Origin of the sequence: Streptomyces sp. NPDC102402, from assembly GCF_044765765.1 — a bacterium.
GTDB lineage: Bacteria > Actinomycetota > Actinomycetes > Streptomycetales > Streptomycetaceae > Streptomyces.
Genome location: NZ_JBIWKR010000001.1, coordinates 956,450 through 979,719, shown reverse-complemented (window position 1 = coordinate 979,719; position 23,270 = coordinate 956,450). Strand labels below are relative to the sequence as shown.

At 71.1% G+C, this 23,270-nt stretch carries 15 protein-coding genes and 1 tRNA gene; 2 read left to right on the top strand and 14 right to left on the bottom strand.

Going from position 1 to position 23,270, the window contains the following annotated elements; genetic code table 11:
* Positions 1-60 precede the first annotated feature (60 nt).
* A complete protein-coding gene (locus ACIRJR_RS04205; RefSeq protein ID WP_403773452.1) occupies positions 61-795 on the bottom strand; it encodes an HAD family hydrolase in 735 nt (244 codons plus the stop codon).
* A gap of 182 nt (positions 796-977) precedes the next feature.
* A complete protein-coding gene (locus tag ACIRJR_RS04200; protein ID WP_403773449.1) occupies positions 978-1,607 on the bottom strand; it encodes a ScbR family autoregulator-binding transcription factor in 630 nt (209 codons plus the stop codon).
* Between the two features lie 266 nt (positions 1,608-1,873).
* Between ACIRJR_RS04200 and ACIRJR_RS04195 the strand changes: the two genes are divergently transcribed.
* The gene (locus tag ACIRJR_RS04195) at positions 1,874-2,821 is read left to right on the top strand and encodes a ScbA/BarX family gamma-butyrolactone biosynthesis protein (RefSeq protein WP_403773446.1); all 948 of its coding nucleotides are present in this window, start codon (positions 1,874-1,876) and stop codon (positions 2,819-2,821) included.
* A gap of 160 nt (positions 2,822-2,981) precedes the next feature.
* On the opposite strand, the gene ACIRJR_RS04190 is transcribed toward ACIRJR_RS04195, so the two are convergent.
* The 11 genes from ACIRJR_RS04190 to bldG form a co-directional block, all read right to left on the bottom strand.
* Positions 2,982-3,055 (bottom strand) — tRNA-Thr (locus ACIRJR_RS04190).
* 98 nt (positions 3,056-3,153) lie between these two features.
* Positions 3,154-4,683: an alpha/beta hydrolase gene (locus ACIRJR_RS04185; RefSeq protein ID WP_403773443.1), complete on the bottom strand. Its 1,530-nt coding sequence runs from the start codon at positions 4,681-4,683 to the stop codon at positions 3,154-3,156.
* Between the two features lie 113 nt (positions 4,684-4,796).
* Positions 4,797-6,002, bottom strand: coding sequence for a DNA polymerase III subunit delta' (locus tag ACIRJR_RS04180; RefSeq protein ID WP_403773440.1), 1,206 nt, complete (start codon positions 6,000-6,002; stop codon positions 4,797-4,799).
* 114 nt (positions 6,003-6,116) lie between these two features.
* Positions 6,117-9,221: a dTMP kinase gene (tmk, locus tag ACIRJR_RS04175; RefSeq protein WP_403773437.1), complete on the bottom strand. Its 3,105-nt coding sequence runs from the start codon at positions 9,219-9,221 to the stop codon at positions 6,117-6,119.
* Between the two features lie 244 nt (positions 9,222-9,465).
* The gene (gene topA, locus ACIRJR_RS04170; RefSeq protein WP_403773434.1) at positions 9,466-12,354 is read right to left on the bottom strand and encodes a type I DNA topoisomerase; all 2,889 of its coding nucleotides are present in this window, start codon (positions 12,352-12,354) and stop codon (positions 9,466-9,468) included.
* A gap of 281 nt (positions 12,355-12,635) precedes the next feature.
* Entirely contained in the window at positions 12,636-12,833 is a 198-nt protein-coding gene (locus ACIRJR_RS04165; protein ID WP_124277640.1) for a hypothetical protein, read from the bottom strand.
* Positions 12,834-13,213: 380 nt separating this feature from the next.
* Positions 13,214-14,719, bottom strand: a complete 1,506-nt coding sequence (locus ACIRJR_RS04160; RefSeq protein WP_403773431.1) for a methyltransferase — start codon at positions 14,717-14,719, stop codon at positions 13,214-13,216.
* Between the two features lie 223 nt (positions 14,720-14,942).
* A complete protein-coding gene (locus ACIRJR_RS04155) occupies positions 14,943-15,569 on the bottom strand; it encodes a small secreted protein (RefSeq protein ID WP_403773428.1) in 627 nt (208 codons plus the stop codon).
* A 271-nt stretch (positions 15,570-15,840) separates the two neighbouring features.
* Entirely contained in the window at positions 15,841-18,285 is a 2,445-nt protein-coding gene (locus tag ACIRJR_RS04150) for a sodium-translocating pyrophosphatase (RefSeq protein WP_403773424.1), read from the bottom strand.
* A 975-nt stretch (positions 18,286-19,260) separates the two neighbouring features.
* Positions 19,261-19,710 carry an ATP-binding protein gene (locus ACIRJR_RS04145; protein ID WP_403773421.1) on the bottom strand — a complete coding sequence of 150 codons (450 nt, stop codon included), beginning with the start codon at positions 19,708-19,710 and terminating at the stop codon, positions 19,261-19,263.
* A gap of 207 nt (positions 19,711-19,917) precedes the next feature.
* Entirely contained in the window at positions 19,918-20,271 is a 354-nt protein-coding gene (gene bldG / locus ACIRJR_RS04140) for an anti-sigma factor antagonist BldG (protein ID WP_093799810.1), read from the bottom strand.
* Positions 20,272-20,350: 79 nt separating this feature from the next.
* Here bldG and ACIRJR_RS04135 point away from each other — a divergent pair, with 79 nt between their 5' ends.
* Positions 20,351-22,873: a DEAD/DEAH box helicase gene (locus tag ACIRJR_RS04135; protein WP_403773418.1), complete on the top strand. Its 2,523-nt coding sequence runs from the start codon at positions 20,351-20,353 to the stop codon at positions 22,871-22,873.
* On the opposite strand, the gene ACIRJR_RS04130 is transcribed toward ACIRJR_RS04135, so the two are convergent.
* Positions 22,782-23,249 carry an Rv3654c family TadE-like protein gene (locus tag ACIRJR_RS04130; RefSeq protein ID WP_403773415.1) on the bottom strand — a complete coding sequence of 156 codons (468 nt, stop codon included), beginning with the start codon at positions 23,247-23,249 and terminating at the stop codon, positions 22,782-22,784. The genes ACIRJR_RS04135 and ACIRJR_RS04130 overlap by 92 nt on opposite strands.
* Between the last annotated feature and the right edge of the window lie 21 nt (positions 23,250-23,270).

The following is a 23,270-nucleotide window of genomic DNA, read 5'->3' as shown; positions in this document are numbered from 1 at the left end:
TTCCCAGACTCGTAGGGGGATGACGCTCGGGACTTCAGGGCCGGTACGGGGTCCGGCCGGTCAGGCATCGACCGCGAGGGCCGGCCGCAGGCTCGCCGAGGGGCCGCCCCACACGGTGCCGCGGGCCGCCTCGGCGTCCACGGTGCGCAGCAGCGGGACGTCGATGGAATCCAGGGCGTCCACGACGTGGCGGACTCCGGCCTCACGCATCAGCCGGCGCTGGAAGCTGTGGACGAATCCGCTGGGACGGCCGATGAAGGGCACATCGAGCTCCCGCGCGGCCTCGGCCACACGGGCCACGTCGTCGACGAAGAGCGCCTCGCCCGGCTCCACCCCGAAGATCTCGGCGATCTCGCGGATGCCGGGGCGGAAGTCGTTGGTGCACACGTAGCGCGGACCGTCGAACAGCTCCGCCCACCTGCCGAGGAACTGGTCGAAGTGCGGGGCCCGCAGCCCTCCGTAGCAGACCGTCCGCAGCCCGAGGGCCCGCAGCCGCCGTACGAGCTCGATGGCTCCGGGCATGAGGGTGACCGGATGTTCGGCGAGATAGGCGTCACGCTCCCGGAAGTAGGCCGCCAGGGCCTCCTCACCGCTCAGCTCCTGGGGCACGGCGGCGGCCATGTTCCGTCCGGCTATGTGCTGGGGCTGCGAGAACACCGTCCTCTCGGTCTCCGCCGTGTAGACACCGCCCCGGCCCACGACGAAGCCGTGGATCACCGGACTGAAGGTGTCGTTGAGCAGCACACCGTCGATGTTGAGAGCGGCCAGCCGGAGCCGGCTGAAGCTGTGAGCCATTGGTCCTCCCATGAGTGGATGCGACGGGGTGCCGCCCGCCGGGTTCGGTACACCGCGAAGTACGCGGGAACAGCAGGGGTGAGACGGACACGGCGAAGCCGGGGCAGTCACCGCGTGCTCCGGGCGGAGAGCCACCGCCCGTCCGGGAACAGCGCGTCGGACTCCGTTGACGGACGGTCCGGTCAGCCGATGAGGCTCTGCAGCCGCTCGCGGCTGACCTCCGTACGGGCGACGATCGCCGGGACCGCGACACCGGGGAGCAGCAGGCGCCACATCCGGATGGTGCGCTCGCTGAGGTCCTTCCGGCCGCTGACCACGGCGGAGAACATCTGCATGCCCGTACACGCCTCGGTGACGAACTCGCCCAGTTCCTCGGGGGAGACGCCCGCCTGCAGCTCGCCGTTGAGCTGCGCCTCACGCAGGCAGTCGGCCATGATCCCGGCCCAGGACTGGTAGGGCGTCGCGTCGGACGCCCCGAAGGTGGCCTGCTCCCCGGTGAGCCGGACACCCGCCCTCAGCAGCGGGTCCACCAGGAGGCGGTGCGACCAGGACAGGGTGATGTCCACGAGCCGCTGGAGCCCGGTGGACTCGAGCCCGGGGACGATGGTCTCGGGCTGCGCGTTCATCACCGCGCGCGCCAGGCTCTCCTTGGAGTCGAAGTGGAAGTACATCGCCCCCGTGGTGAGGCCGGCCCGCTTCAGGATCTGGTTGACGCTCGCCCCGGCATAGCCGAACTCGTCGAAGGTCTCGGCCGCCGCTCGGAGAAGCTCCGAACGAGTCTGTACCGCTCGCTCCTGTTTGGGACCAGCCACTACGCCTCACCTCTCCAAAAAATACGGAACACTCCTTATGTTACTGCTGCGGAACGCTTCACCAACAGCCCCCTTAGGAGCCGTTCCCGCACGGGATTTATCACCCACGAACGACATCAATCCACTCAATCAACCCAAGCTGACGCTTCTTTGTTTACCAATTCTTGACCGTATGAAAACCGATCACTCTTTATGTTTATGAGGGCGAGCGGAGCACCAGCCCGTCCGCATCGGATTCGTATCTGACGTCCTGGGGGGGACCGAGCATGCTCACCAGCGCACTGCCGAGAACAGACGTACGGAACTTCGGAATCCGGCCGGTGACGCCGGCCGAAGTGCACAAGGCGGACGCGAGCGAACAGCTCCTCACCGGGTGGCGCCCCACGGACGCCGACCGCTTCACCGTCTCAGCGCGGTGGGGAACCGGCCACCGCTTCTACGGCGGCACCCACGGGCACCGCGACCCGCTCCTGCTGATCGAGGGCGTCAGGCAGGCGATACCCCTGCTCTGCCACTCCGCGTACGGCGTACCGTTCGGTTTCCGGCAGGCATGGGAAGACCTGAGGTTCTCGTTCGAACCGTCGGCGCTCGCCATGGCCGGCGCGTCCGGCGAGGCCGAGTTCGACGTCGTCTGCTCCGACGTCGTCAGGCGTGGCCCGAGGGTCGCGGGGATGACCATGACGGTGCGGGCCTCACTGGACGGTGTTCCCGCCGCTCTCGTGCGCACCCGCTTCTCGATCCAGCCACCGGCGGTCTACCGGCGGCTGCGCGGGCCGTACGCCGATCTCGCCTACGCCCACGCACGCGCCCTGCCGCCGGGGCCCCCGGTCCCGGCCTCTCTCGTCGGCCGCGAAGAGCCCGCCGACGTGGTCCTGTCCGCGACCTCCGGATCCGGCGGCTGGTACCTGCGCCCGGACCTGGCACACCCCGTCCTCTTCGACCACCCGGTCGACCACGCGCCGGGCATGCTCCTGCTGGAGGCCGCACGACAGGCGGCCCTCGCGGGGTCGTCGCAGCCGGCCACCGTCCTCGGGATGAAAACGGTCTTCACCCGGTACGCGGAGTTCGACACTCCGTGCCTCGTCAGCGCCACGGCGGCCACGCCGGACCGGGGATCACCGACGGGCACGCGGGTCTCCATGGTCACGGTCGAGCAGAACGGCCGCCCCCTCTTCGACGCGGAGGTGACCACACTGGCCGTCCGTGGCAGGTGACCGGTACACGTCCTGAGCGTCACGCGCCCCGGCCGGGGCGCGTGACGCCCGGGAAGCCCGGAGAACCCGACCCCGCACACCCCGCGCCCACACCCCGCGCCCGCATCCGGAAAAAGCAAAAGCCCCAGGTCACGGCGAGTGAGTCCTGAGGCTTCCACAGAGCCGCCTTCGGGATTCGAACCCGAGACCTACGCATTACGAGTGCGTTGCTCTGGCCAACTGAGCTAAGGCGGCACGCTCTGTCGCACCATGGTGCGGTCAGCAGCGACGCCAAGTCTACACAGTTTTCGAGGGTGCTCCGCACCGCCCACCGGCGCTGCCGTCACCGCAGGTCAGCTGCACTTCTTGCCGTCCTTGGGCGGCGTGCCGTCCAGCAGATAAGTGTTGATCGCCGTGTCGATGCAGTCGCTGCCCCGGCCGTACGCCGTGTGCCCGTCGCCCTCGTAGGTCAGCAGAGAGCCGGACGAGAGCTGATCCGCAAGGGACTCGGCCCACTTGTACGGGGTGGCCGGGTCGCGCGTGGTGCCGACCACGACGATCGGGGCGGCCCCCTCGGCCTCCGTGCGGTGCGGGGTGCCGGTGGGCTCGACGGGCCACGAGTCGCAGTTCAGCGCGGCCCAGGCGAATCCCCTGCCGAAGACCGGGGACGCCTCCTCGAATTCCGGCAGAGCCTTCTCCACCGCCGCGGGGCCGGAGAAGGCGGGGGCCAGGTCGAGGCAGTTGACGGCGGCGTTGGCGAACATCAGATTGGCGTACTCACCGCTCGGTTCCCGCTCGTAGTAGCTGTCGGCCAGGGACAGCAGGCCGGAACCGTCGCCCCGCTGGGCGCCGGCGACGGCTTCGCGGAGCTGGGGCCAGGCACCCTCGTCGTACATCGCGGCGATCACCCCCGTGGTCGCCAGCGATTCGGTCAGCTCACGGGTCTCGCCGGTGGGCACCGGCTCGGAGTCCAGATCGCGGAAGAGCTTCTTCAGCGCGGTCGCCGCGTCGGCGGTGGACGTGGTGCCGAGCGGACAGTCCGTCTGCTTCACGCAGTCCGCGGCGAACGACTGGAACGCCGCCTCGAAGCCCGCGGTCTGATCGCGGTTGATGTCGACGGCGGGGAGCGAGGGGTCCATCGCCCCGTCCAGGACCAGCCTCCCCACCCGTGCGGGGAAGAGTTCGGCGTAGGTCGCACCGAGGAACGTGCCGTACGAGGCTCCGACGTAGTGCAGCTTCCCGTCGCCGAGCAGGGAGCGCAGGATGTCCATGTCGCGGGCCGTCTCTACCGTGGACACATGCGGGAGGATCTCTCCGGAGCGCTTCTCGCAGCCGTTCGCGAACGCCTCGAAGGACTCGTTCAGCGCTGCCGTCTCCCCGTCGTCGTCGGGGGTCTGGTCCACCTGCGTATAGGCGTCCATCTCCTTGCCGGTGAGGCACTCGACAGGTTCGCTGCGGGCCACCCCGCGCGGGTCGACGGCCACCATGTCGTATCTGGCCCGGACGGGGGCGGGGTAGCCGATGGCCGCGTACCCCTGGAGGTAGTCGACGGCCGAGCCGCCGGGGCCGCCGGGATTCACCAGGAGCGAACCGATGCGCTTGCCGGGGCCGGTGGCCTTGCTGCGGGACACCGCCAGCTCGACGTCCCCGCCGTCGGGCTTCCCGTAGTCCAGCGGGGCCTTCATCGTGGTGCACTGGAAGCCCTCCACACCGCAGTCCCGCCAGCGGAGCTTCTGCCCGTAGTACGGCTTCAGCTCCTCGGCGACGGCCGACCCCGTCGCCGATGCACTGGGCGCCGAGCCGCCGCTGCTGCAGCCGGAGACGAGAAGGCCGGCAGTGCCGAGCGCGGTGGCGAGGATGCGGAGCGGGCGCCTGGTGTCCATCCCCGGAGCGTAGCCGCCGCCGGACAACTCGACCGATTCCCTGCTCGTACGGGTGAATTCACTCAACCGCGGCCCATGGCGGGGACCACGACCCGGCAGCTCCGGACGGGGCGTCAGCCCGCCCGGAGCGCCACCGCCATCGCCTCCACGGCGAGCAGGGGCGCGACATTCCGGTCGAGGGCACGGCGGCAGGCGATCACGGCCTCGATGCGGCGCAGGGTGCGCTCGGGGGTGGACTCCCCGGCGATCCGGTCCAGGGCGTCCCGTACGTCGGTGTTGGCGAGGGCGATCCGGGATCCGAGCTGGAGTGCCAGCACGTCCCGGTAGAAACCGGTGAGCTCGCTGAGCGCGAGATCGAGGCTGTCGCGCTGCGTACGCGTCCTGCGGCGCTTCTGCCGGTCCTCCAGCTCCTTCATCGCACCGGCCGTGCCGCGCGGCATGCGCCCCCCGGCCACACCTCCGAGCGCCGCCTTCAGGTCGTCCGTCTCCTTGACGTCGACCTCCTCGGCGACCTGTCTGGCGTCGTCCGCGGCCGTATCGATCAATTCCTGGGCCGCCTTGAGGCATCCGCCCACGTCGTGGACGCGCAGCGGCAGCTTGAGCACCGCGGCGCGGCGGGCGCGAGCCCGCTCGTCCGTGGCCAGGCGGCGCGCCCTGCCGATGTGCCCCTGGGTGGCACGGGCGGCGGCCGCTGCACGCTCGGGGTCGATGCCGTCACGCCGGATCAGCACGTCCGCCACGGCGTCCACGGGGGGTGTGCGCAGCGTGAGATGGCGGCAGCGGGAGCGGATCGTCGGCAGCACGTCCTCGAGGGACGGGGCGCAGAGCAGCCACACCGTGCGGGGGGCGGGCTCCTCCACCGCCTTCAGCAGGACGTTGCCCGCACCCTCGGTGAGGCGGTCCGCGTCCTCCATGACGATGACCTGCCAGCGCCCCACGGCGGGGGAGAGCTGGGCACGGCGGACGAGCTCACGCGTCTCCTTCACACCGATCGAGAGCAGATCCGTGCGGATGACCTCGACGTCCGCGTGGGTACCGATGAGAGCCGTGTGGCAGCCGTCGCAGAAACCACAGCCCGGCGCACCGCCCAGGGCGCGGTCGGGGCTGGTGCACTGGAGGGCCGCGGCGAAGGCACGGGCCGCGGTGGACCGGCCCGAGCCGGGCGGACCCGTGAACAGCCAGGCGTGGGTCATCTTCGAGCCGGGAGGAACCGGCTCACCCTGGGACTGGGCGGTGACCAGCACGTCGGCGTCCCGGGCGGCGGCACCGAGCTGCTCCTGCACGCGGTCCTGTCCGACCAGGTCGTCCCATACGGACATGGTCGCCGCCCTTCCGGTGGTGTGGTGCGGAACGCCGGGCTCCCAGCGCTTCCCTATTGTGCGGGAAGGGTCTGACAATCCCGGCGTTCCGTACGCGGGCTCTCCGCCCGCCCGTCAGCGGCGCGGCTTGCGTCCGCCCCTGCCGGACCCGCCCTCGTCGTCGTCCTGTCCGCCGAGCAGTTCGTCGGCCAGGGACGGCAGATCGTCGAGCGGTGTCTCCTCGGCCCAGTCGGGGCGCGGCCGCTTCTGACGGGCCGGAGTCTCCCGGGCCGCGCGTCCGGCCCGCGGGTCGTCGCTGACCTGGGGCAGTTCGCGGGTGCGCTCGTTCTCGCTCTCGGCACTCGACGCGCGGCGTTCGTCGCGGAAGACGCCCGGCGGCACCCGGTCCGAGGGTGCCTCGTCCCGCACGGGCCGCAGGACCGCCGTCTCGTCCGCGTCGCGCACGGACGGCAGCACGGTCGTCTCGTCCGCGTCGCGCTCCGGCCGCTCCGGCCGGGCGACGGGCACGGGCTGCGTGATCTCGTTCGGGTTCACGACCGGGGTCGGCACGGTGAGCTCGTTCTCCGGCAGGGACGAACCGCCGGCCCCGGACTCCCGGGAACGCTCCGCGGCAGCGGCAGCAGCGGCCTCCTCGGCCCGGGCAGCGGCCTCGGACTCGGCACGGCGGCGCGCCTCCTCCGAACGGATCAGCGCCTCCTCCGCCTTGCGCTGCTTCTCCAGGCGCAGTTCCTCCGCCTCCTGGCGCAGCCGCGCCTCCTCCTGCGCCTGCAGACGCAGCCGCTCCTGCTCGGCCTCGCGCACCCGCTCCTCGGCCTCGAGACGGGCCCGCTCCTCCTCCGCGCGGCGGCGGGCCTCCTCGGCACGCTGCCGGGCCTCCTCCGCCTGCCGTTCGGCCTCGCGCTGACGCGCCTCTTCCTCCTCGCGGCGCCTGCGCTCCTCCTCCTCGGCGCGGAGCTTGGCGAGCTGAGCCTGCCGCTCGGCCTCCAGACGCTCCTCCTCGGCCTTGCGGGCGGCCTCTTCCTCGGCCTTGCGCCTGGCCTCCTCCTCGGCTGCCCTGCGCGCCTCCTCCCGGGCCTTGACCTCGGCCTCGGAGAGCGGGAGGACCCGGTCGAGCCGGTGGCGCACGGCGGTGGTGATCGCCTCCGGTTCCTGCCCGGCGTCCACCACCAGGTAGCGGGCGGGGTCGGCCGCCGCGAGGGTGAGGAAGCCCGACCGCACCCGGGTGTGGAATTCCGCCGGCTCGGACTCCAGCCGGTCGGGTGCCTCGGTGAAGCGCTCCCGCGCGGTCTCCGGGTCGACGTCCAGGAGCACCGTCAGATGCGGTACGAGCCCGCTCGTCGCCCAGCGCGAGATCCGGGCGATCTCCGTCGGGGCCAGGTCCCTGCCCGCGCCCTGGTAGGCGACGGACGAGTCGATGTAGCGGTCGGAGATGACGATCGCGCCGCGCTCCAGCGCGGGACGGACCACGGAGTCCACGTGCTCGGCGCGGTCGGCGGCGTACAGCAGTGCCTCGGCCCGGTTCGACAGGCCGGCCGACGAGACGTCCAGCAGGATCGAACGCAGTCGCTTCCCGACCGGGGTGGCCCCCGGCTCGCGGGTCACGACGACTTCGTGGCCCTTGGCCCGGATCCACTCGGCGAGCGCCTCGACCTGGGTGGACTTGCCGGCTCCGTCGCCGCCCTCCAGGGCCAGGAAGAAGCCGTTCGCCGCGGGCGCGACGGCGGGGTCGCCCCCGCGCAGGGCCTCTCGCAGGTCACGGCGCAGCGGCACGCCGGCTCGGTCGTCCGTCCTGGCGAGGACGACGACCGCGACGGGCAGCAGCAGCGCACCGATGAGCATCAGCGCGAAGGCCGCACCGCCGTGTGCGAAGACGAAGTCCCCGGACCCCAGACGGTGCCGGCCGATGGCCGCGGCGAGCAGCGGGCCACCCACCGCGCCGAGCGCGACGAGCACCCGGACGACGGCCTGGAGGTGCTCGGTGGCCCTCGCCTGATGGGCGGCCTCCGTCTCCTGGTCGATGACCGTGTGGCCGATGTGGGCCGCGACCCCCGCCGCGTAACCGGCGAGCAGGGCGATCAGCAGCCCGGTCGCGGTGTCGGGCACCAGACCGAGCGCGAGGAGCGCCACGCCCGTGACGGCGACCGCCAGAGCCAGCAGGCGGCGCCGCGACAGGGCGGGCAGCACCTTCCGCGCCGTACGGATACCGAGGGCGGTGCCCCCGGTCAGGACCAGGATCAGCAGGGCGAACGTGGCGGGCCCGCCACCGAGGTCGGAGGCGTGCAGCACCGAGACGGAGGCGGCGGCCGCGATCGCACCCGCGACCGCGGCGCTCGCGGCGACGACCAGCGGGACGCTGCCGGTACGGCCCTTGTCGGCACCCGTGCCTGTGGCCGGCCGGCGCAGCCCCTCCAGGGGCGAGCGCGGGCGGGGGGTCCGGGTGGCCGGGAGTTCGAGGAAGTACAGGGTCGAGACGGACGCGGAGAAGAGACCCGCCGCGACGTACGACCCGAGGGCCGCCTGGTGGAACGAGAACCACTCGAAGCCTGTGCCGAGGAGTTCACCGGCCAGCGCGGCGACCACGAGCACGGCCGCGGCCGCGGGGACCGCGAGGAAGTTCGTCCGCAGGGACAGCCTGCGCAGGGCGTCGAGGTGGTCCGGCAGAGGGCGCACGGCGGCGCCCTCCGGCGGCGGGGCGGGGAGCAGCGCGGGGGCCGCGCTCTCCTTGGCCACCGCCCACAGCCGCTCGCCGACACCGGCCACGAAGACGGTGATCAGGATCATCATGAGTGCCTTGTCGGGCATCCAGTCGATCCACAGGGGCGCGACGACCAGCAGCGCGAGCCGCAGCCCGTCCGCCCCGATCATCAGCCATCGGCGGTCGACCGGACCGCCGGGCGCCGTGAGCGCCGTCAGAGGCCCCAGGAGTACGGCTCCGAAGAGCACGGTGGAAAGGATCCGGGCACCGAACACGGCGGCGACGGCGAAGGCCGCCCCGCGGTATCCGGCCCCGAATGAGCCCTCGATGACCGCCGCCTGCAGCGACAACAGCACAAGCACGAGAAGGGCGAGTGAATCGCCGATACTGCCGACGAGCTGGGCGCTCCACAACCGCCGGAGCGGGGGAACACGCAACAGGGCTCGTACGGCGCGCTCGCGTGAGTCTGCGGCAAGTGTGTCGGAGGTGGGGCTCACGACCGGTGGCTGCTCGGCTCGCGTCATCCGCCCAGCCTATCGGGAGCGGTGCGGTGGCCGGGGGGCGCGTCCGAACATATGCCCAACGGGCACGCGGGCCGCACGACGAGTGAACGCCGGGAGGGCTGGGATGTCCCAGCCCTCCCGGCGTTCACGCACGGCCGACGGCCGTCGCTCACCACTTCATCGGCGACGGCAGATGATCCGCTCCGCCGCCGCCCTGCAGCCGGCGATCAGCTGTCGGGGGCGGCCGCCGGTGCCGGACCCGGCTTCAGCTCTCCTCGGACGACGTCGTGGCCGTCTTCTTCGCAGGCGCCTTCTTGGCGGCGGTCGTCTTCTTGGCGGCCGTCGTCTTGGCTGCGGTCGTCTTGGCGGCGGTCGTCTTCTTCGCCGTCGCCTTCTTGGCCGTGGTGGCCTTCTTCGCCGTCGCCTTCTTGGCCGGAGCCTTCTTCGCGGTCTTCTTCTTCGCCGGCCCCTTGGCACGCTTCTCGGCGAGCAGCTCGTAGCCGCGCTCCGGCGTGATGTCCTCGACGCTGTCGTCGGTCCGCAGTGTCGCGTTCGTCTCGCCGTCGGTGACGTACGCGCCGAAGCGGCCGTCCTTCACGACGACCGGGGCGCCGCTCACCGGGTCCGTGCCCAGCTCCTTCAGCGGCGGCTTGGCCGCGGCACGCCCGCGCTGCTTCGGCTGCGCGTAGATCGCCAGTGCCTCTTCGAGGGTGATGTCGAAGAGCTGGTCCTCCGAGGTGAGCGACCGCGAGTCCGTGCCCTTCTTCAGGTACGGGCCGTAGCGGCCGTTCTGCGCGGTGATCTCGACACCCTCGGCGTCCTCGCCGACCACGCGCGGCAGCGACATCAGCTTGAGCGCGTCCGCCAGGGTCACCGTGTCGAGCGACATCGACTTGAAGAGCGAGGCCGTCCGCGGCTTCACCGCGTTCTTGCCCGTCTTCGGCGTGCCCTCGGGCAGCACCTCGGTGACGTAGGGGCCGTAACGCCCGTCCTTGGCGATGATCTGGTTGCCGCTGACCGGGTCCGCACCGAGCTCGAAGTCACCGCTCGGCTTGGCCAGCAGCTCCTCCGCCAGCGTCACGTCCAGCTCGTCGGGTGCCAGGTCCTCGGGCACGTCGGCGCGCTGGTGGCCCTCGGAGTCCTTCTCGCCGCGCTCGATGTACGGGCCGTACCGGCCGACCCTCAGCTTGATGCCGTTGCCGACGGGGAACGAGGAGATCTCCCGGGCGTCGATGGCGCCGAGGTCCGTGACGAGCTCCTTGAGCCCCCCGAGGTGGTCCCCGTCACCGTTGCCGGCGTCGGAGGCCGCACCTGCCCCGGTCGTGTCGTCGCCCGCGCCGAAGTAGAAGCGCCGCAGCCACGGCACGGACTGGGCCTCGCCCCGCGCGATGCGGTCGAGGTCGTCTTCCATGCGGGCGGTGAAGTCGTAGTCGACGAGCCGGCCGAAGTGCTTCTCCAGCAGGTTGACCACGGCGAAGGAGAGGAACGACGGGACGAGCGCCGTCCCCTTCTTGAACACGTAGCCGCGGTCCAGGATCGTCCCGATGATCGAGGCGTAGGTCGACGGACGGCCGATCTCGCGCTCTTCGAGTTCCTTGACCAGCGAGGCCTCGGTGTAGCGGGCCGGCGGCTTGGTGGCGTGGCCGTCGACCGTGACCTCGTCGGCGGTCAGCGCGTCGCCCTCGGCGACCTGCGGCAGACGGCGCTCACGGTCGTCCAGCTCGGCGTTCGGGTCGTCCGCGCCTTCGACGTACGCCTTCATGAAGCCGTGGAAGGTGATCGTCTTGCCGGACGCGGAGAACTCGGCGTCCCGGCCGTCGCTCGCCCGGCCGCCGATCTTCACGGTGACGGAGTTACCCGTGGCGTCCTTCATCTGGGAGGCGACGGTCCGCTTCCAGATCAGCTCGTAGAGCCGGAACTGGTCACCGGTGAGACCGGTCTCCGCCGGAGTGCGGAAGCGGTCGCCGGAGGGGCGGATCGCCTCGTGCGCCTCCTGCGCGTTCTTGACCTTGCCGGCGTAGGTGCGCGGCTTGTCGGGGAGGTAGTTCGCCCCGTACAGCTGTGTGACCTGCGCCCGGGCCGCGGAGACCGCGGTGTCCGAGAGGGTCGTGGAGTCCGTACGCATGTAGGTGATGAAGCCGTTCTCGTACAGCTTCTGCGCCACCTGCATCGTGGCCTTGGCCCCGAAGCCCAGCTTCCGGCTCGCCTCCTGCTGGAGGGTCGTCGTACGGAAGGGCGCGTACGGCGAGCGGCGGTACGGCTTCGACTCGACCGAGCGGACCGCGAACGTCGAGTCGGCGAGCGCCGCCGCCAGGGCGCGGGCGTTCGTCTCGTCGAGGTGCAGCGTCTGGGCGGAGCCCTGCTTGAGCTGTCCGTCCGGGCCGAAGTCACGGCCCTGGGCGATGCGGCGCCCGTCGACCGCGCTGAGGCGGGCGGTGAGCGTCGAGGGGTCGGAGGCTCCCCCAGACTCCGTCCGGGGGGACCCCCATCCGGTGCGTCCGGTGGCGAAGGTGCCCGTCAGGTCCCAGTACTCGGCGGAGCGGAAGGCGATGCGCTCGCGCTCCCGCTCGACGACCAGACGGGTCGCGACGGACTGGACGCGGCCTGCCGAGAGCTTCGGCATGACCTTCTTCCACAGGACCGGCGAGACCTCGTAGCCGTAGAGGCGGTCGAGGATGCGGCGGGTCTCCTGGGCGTCGACCATGCGCTGGTTCAGCTCGCGCGGGCTGGCGACCGCGGCCCGGATCGCGTCCTTGGTGATCTCGTGGAAGACCATCCGGTGGACCGGGACCTTGGGCTTGAGAACTTCCTGAAGGTGCCACGCGATGGCTTCGCCCTCGCGGTCCTCATCGGTGGCGAGGAAGAGTTCGTCGGATTCGGCAAGGAGCTGCTTGAGCTTCCTGACCTGGGCTTTCTTGTCTGCGTTGACGACGTAGATCGGCTGGAAGTCGTTCTCGACGTCCACACCGAGGCGGCGTACCTCACCGGTGTACTCGTCCGGCACCTCGGCGGCGCCGTTCGGCAGGTCGCGGATGTGCCCGACGCTCGCCTCGACGACGTATCCGGGGCCGAGGTAGCCCTTGATCGTCTTCGCCTTGGCAGGCGACTCGACAATGACGAGTCGGCGGCCTGCGGTCTCGCTGGTCGGGGACAACTTCTGCTCTTCTCTCCGGTCGGCACTCGTGGGCATCCGGGCAGCGGTAGGACGCTGCTCGCGGTGCTGTCGCTGCGGAGTGTGACGGTACAACCCGCCCCCGTGTCAAACGGCAAAAGCCCGCAACGGCCACTCGAACGGTAACCCGACTTCCGCCATTCCTGCCGCCCGGACCGACCGGTCCGCCCTCTGCGGTGCTGTCGCCTGCGGGTTTCGCGGCCCTGTCGGGGGACCTGCGCGGCAGCCGCCCGGCGGCCGCCGTCACGCGCCGGAGAAGTGGATCAGATGCGGGTGAAGCACCACACGCCGAGGGCGAGGAAGAGTACGCCGAAGAGCGTGGCGAGAGCGGTGGAGGCGACGGGGCTCACGCCGAGCGCCACCGGCGCGCGCTGGATGGTGCGCGCCCCCGTCCAGACGAGGAGGGCGGCGCCGAACAGCGCGAACGCCGCTCCGGCGAAGACCGCGGTGACGCTCTCCATGACCGAACCCCTCAGCTCGTCCCTCGGCCGCCGCCGCGGCGCTCTCGCGCCGACCTGCGCCCCGTGTCCGCGAGCCCCGCGCTGGGCGGACGACTCGGCAGAGGGGAGGCTGCCACTCTCGGACGTCCTCGGCCCGAACCCCGGGTGAACACCACGCAGCCACCTGGAGAACGACCGTGAGCGGAATCCGTGGCCCATGGCCGGACCAGGAGCCGAACCGGGGCGCAGCCGCTGGTCAGAAGGGGCGCGAGCACCGCGCGGTGCGAGCCCGGCAGCCAGGAACGGAGCGCGAGGCCGCACCGGCGGCGGCGCACTGCCCACACCGCGCCACGGGTTCGCCGCACCGGCGACGACGGCGCTGCCGGCACCGCGCCGCCGGGTCAGCGCACGGGCTCGATGAAGCCTTCCTCCACCAGCAGCCGGATGGCCTGCGGGGTACGGTCGCGCAGCAGCACCGGGTCCTCGGCCATCAACTGGGCGATGGCGTCCAGGATCCTGCCCGCGGGCAGCGAACCGTCGCAGACGCCCGCGAACCCGGCCCCGACCGCGTCGACCTTGGTGGCCCGCCGCATCCCGCGGTGCTGACGCAGCACCACATGCTCGGGGTCCTCGGCGCCCGGCAGGCCCACCTGCTCCTGGACGACCTCCGCGGCCAGGGTGAAGTGGGCGGCGAGCAGGGCCGCGTCGTCGTGCTCCCGCAGATAGTCCTGCCGCGCGAAATGAGCCTCGACGGCGGACCCCAGGGGCTGTTCCACCGCGTGCGGCCACTCCTCGGTCACGAGCGACGGGCTCCCCGCGGCGGCCGCGGCGGATTTGCGCAGCGTGATCCAGCCGAAGCCGACGGCCTTGGTGCTGCGGGCCTCGAACTCGTCCAGCCACGCCTCGTACCGCTCCGTGTAGAGCGCGGGATCGGTGCGGTGGTCACCGCTGTCGCGCAGCCACAGCTCGGCGTACTGCGTGATGTCCTGCACCTCGCGCTGCACGATCCAGGCGTCACAGCCGGCGGGCACCCAGGAGCGCACCCTGTCCTGCCATTCCTCGCCCTCCACGTGCTGCCAGTTGGCGAGGAACTGCGCGTAGCCGCCTTCCTGGAGGCGGTCCCCGGCCTGCTGCACGAGGGTCCGGCAGAGATCGTCACCGCCCATCCCGCCGTCGCGGTACGTCAGCCGGGCACCGGGCGAGATCACGAAAGGCGGGTTGGACACGATCAGGTCGTACGTCTCGCCGTCGACCGGCTCGAAGAGCGAGCCCTCCCGCAGATCGGCGGGGGCCGCTCCGGACAGGGCAAGGGTGAGTCGGGTGAACTCCAGAGCGCGCGGGTTGACGTCCGTGGCCGTGACCCGGGTGGCGTGCTGGGCGGCGTGCAGGGCCTGGATGCCGGAGCCCGTGCCGAGATCGAGCGCGGAGGTCACGGGCCTTCGCACGGTGATGCCGGCCAGCGTGGTGGAGGCCCCGCCGACTCCCAGGACGACGCCTTCCTCGTGCGAGCCGATGCCACCGGCGCCGCCGACGGCGCACCCCAGGTCGGAGACGATGAACCAGTCCTGGCCCTCGGGCCCTCCGTAGGGCCGGACGTCTACGGTCGCTCTGACCAGGTCGCCCTCGCGGACGGCCCAGCCGTCCCGCACGCACTCCTCCAGCGGGAGCGCGGCGGCGGCCGCGGCCTCCGGAACGGGGCGTTGCAGAAGGAACAGCCGCACCAGCGTGTCGAGCGGCGAATCCCCCCGGGTGGCCCGGAGCGCCGGGACGGTCTCGCTGCGGGCGAGCGCGGCGTACGCGGGCGCGCCGAGCCGATCGAGGAGGCCGTCGGCGGTGAATGCCGCACTGATCAGGGCTTCGCGGAGCCGGGGGGCGCGGTCGGATGCGGGGAGGCTGCTCGTACTCACCCGACCATTGTCTCCGCTCCCGCCGACAACGGCAGCGGCCCGGCGCCCACGAAGGGCGGCCGGGCCACTGCGAGCGGGTCTTCTCCGCTACGGCTGCGCGCTGTTCACGGCTTCGGCCGGCGAGGAACGTCCCGCAGCCACGCCGTCCACACCTCAGACGCGAGGACCTCCCCGCCGCCAGGACCGCCGACTCGGCGGACGCGAGGGGTAGTGCCTTCCGCTGTTACGCCTTCTCGCTCGCCGAGGCCGAGGGGGAAGCGGACTTCGACGCCGGGGCGGACGGACCGGAGGCGGGCGGAGCAGACGCCGTCGGCTTCTGGCAGCCCTTCTGCTTCGCCATCGCGGAACCGACCTCGCCGGACTGCAGCTTCTTCAGCGCCTGGTCACCGTTGGTGCTGATCTTGTTCAGCTCGTCGGCGATGCCCTTCAGCCCGTCGGCGAACTTCGCCTGGTCCTTCGTGTCGAGGTCGTCGACCTTCGTCTTCAGGTCCGCGTAGGCCACCGAGGAGGCGTTGAGCTCCTTCACGGCCTCCTTCTGCGTGGCCTCTCCGCCGTCCACGGGCGGCGCGCCCGCCGACTGCACGGCCGTGCCCAGCGCCTTGTAGGCCTGTGAGATCTGCTGGAAGGCGGCCGAGTCGGTCTTCTGGACGTCGGCGGGCTTGCTGTTGTCGGCCGTCTGCTGCTGGATCGCGGCATTGGCGTTCGCGATCTTCTGCAACTGCGGCTGGACCTGGTCGCAGACCTTCTTCGCCCAGTCGTTCACCTTGTTGTCGCTGTCGTCGCTGCAGCCCGACAGCGTCAGTACGAGTACCGCACCGCCGGACAGTGCGGCTGCAAGCTTCTTGTTCACCGGATTGGGTCCCTTCCAAGGCTCTCGGCCCCGGAACTTACACGCCAAGTGGGCGACAAACAGGCGACGGGCATCCGATATATATTCTTTTGCAGCCATTTGCACCAAGGAAAGTGAGGGAGATACAACTCACCTGCCCACCCGGACACACGTACGAGGCAACCCTTCTCCGGAGACGCGGGTATCGATGCGGAGGAGGCGGACGGCACGTCAGAAGGCACCGTCCGCCGGGCCACTGATCAGGTGTCACGTGGACTGCAGGCCGACTGCCTCACGAAGCAGCCGCAGGGCCCGTGGACTTGGCGGGCCCTCCGTCACCCCCGCCGCCTGTGTCACCCGGGCCGTCACCGTCGCCGACGGCGATTCCCCGGCGCTTGGACACGAAGACCGCGCCGAAGATGACGACGATGGCGACCACTGCCACCACAGCCCTGACCCCCGCGCTCGCGTCATCGCCGTAACTGAACTGCACCACCGCGGGCGCGATGAGCAGCGCCACGAGATTCATCACCTTGAGGAGCGGATTGATCGCCGGGCCCGCCGTGTCCTTGAACGGGTCGCCGACCGTGTCCCCGATGATCGTCGCGGCATGGGCATCGCTGCCCTTGCCGCCGTGGTGGCCGTCCTCGACGAGCTTCTTGGCGTTGTCCCACGCACCACCGGAGTTGGCGAGGAAAACGGCCATCAGCGTGCCGGTGGCGATGGCACCCGCGAGGTACGACCCCAGGGCCCCGACACCGAGGGTGAATCCCACCGCGATCGGCGCCAGGACCGCGAGCAGACCCGGTGTGGCCAGCTCGCGCAGGGCGTCCTTGGTGCAGATGTCGACGACACGGCCGTACTCCGGTTTCTCCGTGCGGTCCATGATCCCGGGGTGCTCCCGGAACTGCCGGCGCACCTCGTGGACGACGGCCCCGGCCGACCGGGAGACCGCGTTGATGGCCAGCCCGGAGAAGAGGAAGACGACCGCGGCTCCGAGGATCAGTCCGACGAGATTGTTCGGCTGCGAGATGTCCAGACTCAGCCCGAGCTCCCCCGTACGGGCCCCGACGTCGTCGACCGCCGTGGCGATGGCGTCCCGGTACGAGCCGAAGAGCGCGGCGGCCGCCAGGACGGCCGTGGCGATCGCGATGCCCTTGGTGATGGCCTTGGTGGTGTTGCCCACGGCGTCCAGGTCGGTGAGCACCTGGGCTCCCGCGCCCGTGACGTCCCCGGACATCTCGGCGATGCCCTGGGCGTTGTCGGACACCGGGCCGAAGGTGTCCATCGCCACGATGACGCCCACGGTGGTCAGGAGCCCGGTCCCTGCCAGGGCCACCGCGAAGAGCGCCAGCATGATCGACGTACCGCCGAGCAGGAACGCCCCGTAGACGCCGAGGCCGATCAGGAGCGCGGTGTAGACGGCCGACTCCAGGCCGATGGAGACACCCGCGAGCACGACCGTCGCCGGGCCGGTCAGGGAGGACTTCCCGATGTCCCGGACGGGTCGGCGGGTTGTCTCGGTGAAGTAGCCGGTGAGCTGCTGGATCAGGGCGGCGAGCACGATGCCGAGGGCGACGGCGACCAGGGCGAAGACGCGGGGGTCTCCACCGTGCGAGGTGATGGCCTCGTCGGTGACGCCCTCCAGTCCTGCGTACGAGGAGGGCAGGTAGACGAAGACCGCCACCGCCACGAGGACCAGCGAGATCGCTGCGGATACGAAGAATCCGCGGTTGATGGCGCTCATCCCGCTGCGGTCGGCGCGCCGTGGTGCGACCGCGAAGATCCCGATCATCGCGGTGATCACGCCGATCGCGGGGACGATCAGCGGAAAGGCCAGCCCGGCGTCCCCGAAGGCGACCTTGCCCAGGATCAGTGCGGCCACCAGCGTCACGGCGTACGACTCGAAGAGGTCGGCGGCCATGCCGGCGCAGTCACCTACGTTGTCGCCCACGTTGTCGGCGATGGTGGCGGCGTTGCGCGGGTCGTCCTCGGGAATCCCCTGCTCCACCTTGCCCACCAGGTCGGCACCCACATCGGCCGCCTTGGTGAAGATGCCGCCTCCGACCCTCATGAACATGGCGATCAGCGCGGCGCCGAGGCCGAACCCCTCAAGCACCTTGGGCGCGTCAGCGGCGTAGACGAGCACCACGCAGGAGGCTCCGAGCAGGCCGAGGCCCACCGTGATCATCCCGACCACGCCACCGGTCCGGAAAGCGATCTTCATCGCTTTGTGCGAAACGGTGGTGAGATCTTTATCCGGTTCTCCCTCGGCAGGAGTCGCTTCACGGGCGGCGGCGGCCACGCGCACATTACTACGGACGGCGAGCCGCATACCGATGTATCCGGTGGCCGCCGAAAAAAGCGCACCCACGAGGAAGAAGAGCGAGCGTCCGGCGCGCTGCGACCAGTTGTCCGCCGGGAGCAGAAGGAGCAGGAAGAACACGACGACGGCGAAGACGCCGACGGTACGCAGTTGCCGGGCCAGATAGGCGTTGGCGCCTTCCTGGACCGCCGCCGCGATCTCTTTCATGCGGTCGGTTCCCTCGCCGGCCGCCAGCACCTGTCGTGCGAGCAGGTGAGCGAGGACCAGCGCGGCGAGGGCGACGACCGCGATGACCACGACGATCAACCGGTTGCCGTCGGTGAGTGCTGCGGCTGCGAGTGAGGTGGAGCGGCCGGAAGGTACGGAAACGTGCGTCAGTTCTGCCAGTGGGGTGTTGAAGAACTCCGCCATACGTCCTCCTTGACGCTGAGCGCTCAAGACGTGGACGGATTGTAGGGAGCAGAACACGATCAAAACAGTGGGTGGTCAATGAAATCGCCTTTTGGTCGCCCAACGACAAATGATCTCACTGGCGAATGGACCCGAATGCAGTAATGGGACCGGGGTGTGGCACGTACCGAATTTCCGTAGAACATTGATCAAACGCAGGAAAGGGGCCCGCTCAGCCGGGTGACACCACGCGACCGCCGTCCCGGGAGCGGGCCGGCCGTGAGCGGGAGCGGGCCTGCCGTAAGCGGGAGCGGGCCTGCCGTAAGCGGGAGCGGGCCTGCCGTGAGCGGGGGCTGGGTGGAGAGAGGAGCGAGGGCGTGCTCGTGGCCCGGCATGACCACCCAAGGAACCGCACGGCAGCGCAGCTGCCGGAGCGGCACACCGGCGGGGCTGCGGGGCCTGGAGCGGCCCAAACAGGCGCCGCGGGGAACACTCTCCGACAGAGGGGCGGGGCACCCGTCTGGACGCGCCACAGAACCTGAGTACGCCGCAGAAGCCAACTGGGTCCGCAGGGCCGGGCACCCCGCGGGAGCTGAGTAGGCCGCAGGAGTGAAGGGGCCGACGCCGACGGGGCCACAGGGGTGAGCGGACCGAGGGGCCGACGGGGCCGACTCGACGGCAGGGCTGGACGGGCCGCAGGGCTGGACAGGTCGCGGGTCGGACGGGCCGCCGCAGGGCCGCGGGGCTCGATGGGCCGCCGCAGGACCGCAGGGTTGGACGGTCCGCCGCAGGGCCGCGGGTTGGATGGGCCGCGGGCTGGATGTGGCCGTCGCAGGGCCGACTCCGCCGCAGGGTTGAACAAGCCGCAGGGTTGAACGAGCCGCAGGGCCGACGACCACGGGGGTGAACAGGCCGCAGCACCGGCTCGGCCTCAGCCGAGTGGGCTGCCCGGGGCTGGGAAGCGGCCGGCGATGCGCACCGCGCGAGGCGGACGGGTCAGGGGAGCACCACGGCCGGATTCGTCGGCCAGGTCATGCGGATCACTCCGCCATCCGCACCTGTACGGACCTCCACGTCGTCGACCAGTCCACTGATGACAGCGAGGCCCATCTCGTCCTCGGTGTCGGCGTCCGTCTCCGGGTCGTCCGGGCCTCCCCCGCCGGCGACTCCCGGAACCGGGGAGCCGTTTCCCGGGGCGAGAAGCCCGTCGCCGACCTCGATGGAGAAGGCCTTCTCGTCCTCGGTCAGAACGACGGTGACCGGGGTGGCGATGTCATGGCTCCGGTGCAGCCCGACGGCGCGACTGCATGCCTCGCCGACCGCGAGTCTGACCTCGTCGAGCACCGCCTCGTCGACGCCGGCCCTGCGCGCCACGGCGGCTGCCACGAGGCGGGCCGTCCTGACGTGTTCAGGCTGGGCGCTGAAGCGGAGTTCAACGGTTGGCATGCCATCCCCCTCGAACGTATGGACGTGCATCTCAGGGGCCCGGGCTTGGCGCCCGGTACCCCTGCTCTCATTCTCCTCCGGAAACCGACAAAGCCGGCAGCCGACCACATGGTCGACCGCCTGCCCCTGGCGGCCCGTCTGCTGCCGCCTGCCGGTCTGTCACTGCATGCCTGCCGGCCTGGAAGCTGCCGACCTGCACCCGACGGTTCAGTCGGTGGCCGCGACAGCCTCGTCGACCGAGGTGTGAATGGGAAACACCTTGGTCAGACCTGTGATCCGGAAAATCTTGAGAATGCGCTCCTGGTTGCACACCAGGCGCAGCGAGCCCTCATGGGCCCGGACACGCTTCAAGCCACCCACGAGCACGCCGAGGCCGGTGGAGTCGAGGAAGTCGACGCCTTCCATGTCGACAACCAGGTGGTAGCTGCCGTCATTCACCAACTCGACCAACTGCTCGCGCAGCTTGGGCGCGGTATACACATCAATCTCGCCACCGACCTCGACGACCGTACGGTCGCCACCAGGGCCGGACACATTGCGAGTCGACAGGGACAGGTCCACGGATCCTCCAGCACCTTGCTATCGAGCGGTCGCCCCTCGGTCTCCCCGACGGAGGCCAGGGGACGGATCGCCAGCCGCGATGGCATTCAATCACTTACCAGCAGCCATGCACGACGCCTTGGGCCCATTGTCCGTCACGCCAGTGACACACTCGGTGCCGATGGCCAAGAATCACCACCCCAGTCGACCACCCGAGAACGCGGGCTCGCGCCCCTCTCCCGCGGTGGTTCTCGACCGGCTCGCCGCAGCGGCGGGCCGGGCAGCGCGCATCACTCATACGGAGCACCTGCCCCCGCGCGCGGGAACCCATGCCATCTGGCCGGATCGCATCCGGCCAGAAGTCGTCGCGGCAATCGGCCGGGCCGGAATCGACCATCCGTGGACGCACCAGGCCGCCGCCGCCGAGCACGCCCTTGACGGCGAGTCCGTCGTCATCGCCACCGGAACGGCGTCCGGCAAGTCGCTCGCCTACCTCGCTCCGGTACTGAGTACCCTCCTCGACGGCTCGCATGCCCCGAACGGCCGAGGCACGACCGCCCTGTACCTTTCGCCCACCAAGGCCCTGGCCGCAGACCAGCGCCGCTCGGTGAAGGCGCTCGCGGCGCCCCTCGGCTCCGCTGTCCGGCCGGCGGTCTACGACGGGGACACGCCGGTCGAAGAGCGCGAATGGGTGCGCCAGTACGCCAACTACGTCCTGACCAACCCCGACATGCTTCATCGCGCCATCCTCCCGTCCCACCCCCGCTGGGCCTCCTTCCTCCGCGCGCTCCGCTTCGTCGTCATCGACGAGTGCCACACCTACCGCGGAGTCTTCGGCTCCCACGTCGCTCAGGTGCTGCGGCGCCTCCGGCGCCTCTGCGCCCGCTACGGTTCCGACCCCGTCTTCCTGCTCGCGTCCGCCACCGCGGCGCAGCCGTCGGTCGCCGCCGGCCGTCTGACGGGCCTGCCCGTCAAGGAGGTCGCCGACGACGCCTCACCCCGGGGCGAGATGGTCTTCGCCCTGTGGGAGCCGCCCCTGACCGATCTGCACGGCGAGAAGGGGGCTCCCGTACGCCGCACCGCCACGGCCGAGACCGCCGACCTGCTCACCGACCTGACCCTCCAGGGAGTGCGTTCGGTCGCCTTCGTGCGCTCCCGGCGCGGCGCCGAGCTCATCTCCGTCATCGCCAAGGAACGGCTGGCCGAGGTGGACCGCTCCCTGCCTGGGCGTGTCGCCGCCTACCGCGGCGGTTACCTGCCCGAGGAACGCAGGGCCCTGGAGCGGGCACTGCACTCCGGAGATCTGCTCGGACTCGCCGCAACGACCGCCCTGGAGCTCGGCATCGACGTCTCGGGGCTCGACGCCGTCGTGATCGCCGGCTATCCGGGCACCCGTGCGTCCCTCTGGCAGCAGGCGGGCCGCGCCGGACGCGCGGGCCAGGGCGCCCTCGCCGTCCTCGTGGCCCGGGACGATCCGCTGGACACCTTCCTCGTCCACCATCCCGAAGCCCTGTTCCAGCAGCCCGTGGAGTCCACCGTGCTGGACCCGGACAACCCCTACGTCCTCGCCCCCCACCTGTGCGCGGCGGCGGCGGAACTCCCCCTCACGGAAGCCGACATCGCGCTCTTCGGCCCCGCTGTACCGGACCTCCTGCCGCAGCTCGAAGCCGCGAAGCTGCTGCGCAGACGGACCACGGGCTGGCACTGGACGCGTCGCGAACGTGCAGCCGACCTCACCGACATCCGTGGCGGTGGTGGGCGCCCTGTCCAGATCGTCGAGGAGGGCACCGGCAGGCTGCTGGGAACCGTGGACGAATCCGCCGCGCACACGACCGTGCACGAGGGTGCCGTCCACCTCCATCAGGGCCGGACCTACCTGGTCCGGCAGCTGGATCTGGAGGATTCCGTGGCGCTGGTGGAGGAAGCCGTCCCTCCGTATTCGACCAACGCCCGCGACACGACCGCGATCGCCGTGCTGGAGACCGACACCGAGATCCCTTGGGGCGACGGGCGGCTCTGCTTCGGGTCCGTCGAGGTCACCAACCAGGTCGTCTCCTTCCTGCGTCGCAGGCTGATCACCGGGGAGGTACTGGGCGAGACCAGACTCGACCTGCCGCCCCGCACCCTGCGCACCCGCGCCGTGTGGTGGACGGTCACCGAGGACCAGCTCGATACCGCCCGGATCGGTCCCGAGATCCTCGGAGGCGCTCTGCACGCCGCCGAGCACGCCTCCATCGGGATGCTGCCGCTCTTCGCGACATGTGACCGCTGGGACATCGGCGGCGTCTCCGTCCCCCTGCACCCGGACACACTCCTCCCCACGGTGTTCGTCTACGACGGCCACCCGGGCGGCGCCGGCTTCGCCGAACGCGCGTTCCACACCGCCCGAACCTGGCTCACGGCGACGCGTCAGGCCATCGCGTCCTGCGAGTGCGAGGCGGGCTGTCCGTCCTGCATCCAGTCGCCCAAGTGCGGCAACGGCAACGACCCCTTGCACAAGCGGGGCGCCGTACGCCTCCTCACCGAGCTGCTCAGGACCGCTCCGCCGGACCCGGGGGAAGCTCCCCAGCCGGAGGGCTCGCCCGCAACCACCCCGGAACGGGCTGAGGAGACTGAGCAGTGACGCCGTCCGGCGGGCCCCTCTCCCCAGCGGACGGACCCACCGCCGAAGGCGCCGTGGGCAGCGGGGTCACCGGAGGTCCCGCTCTCGACCGGACCTCCGGTGCGTACGGGCCGAAGCGCGCCCGGGCCGTCACGTCGGCGATCTCACCCCGGACCCAGCACCGCACGATCTGCGCTCCCTGGGCCGCTGCGACCTCATCGGCTGCCCGGCACGCCGTCTCCTCGCCTCGTAGCGCCCGATCGGCTGCGGCGAGGGCCGCCAGGTCCGCCGCCCCGCCGGCCCTGTGCCGGGCTGCCACGGCCTGTCCGAGAGCGAGCACCATCGCGAACACCGCGCACAGCGTCGCCGTCGTGACGGCCACCCAGACAGTCGCCATCCCCTGATCCGCAGGGCTGTT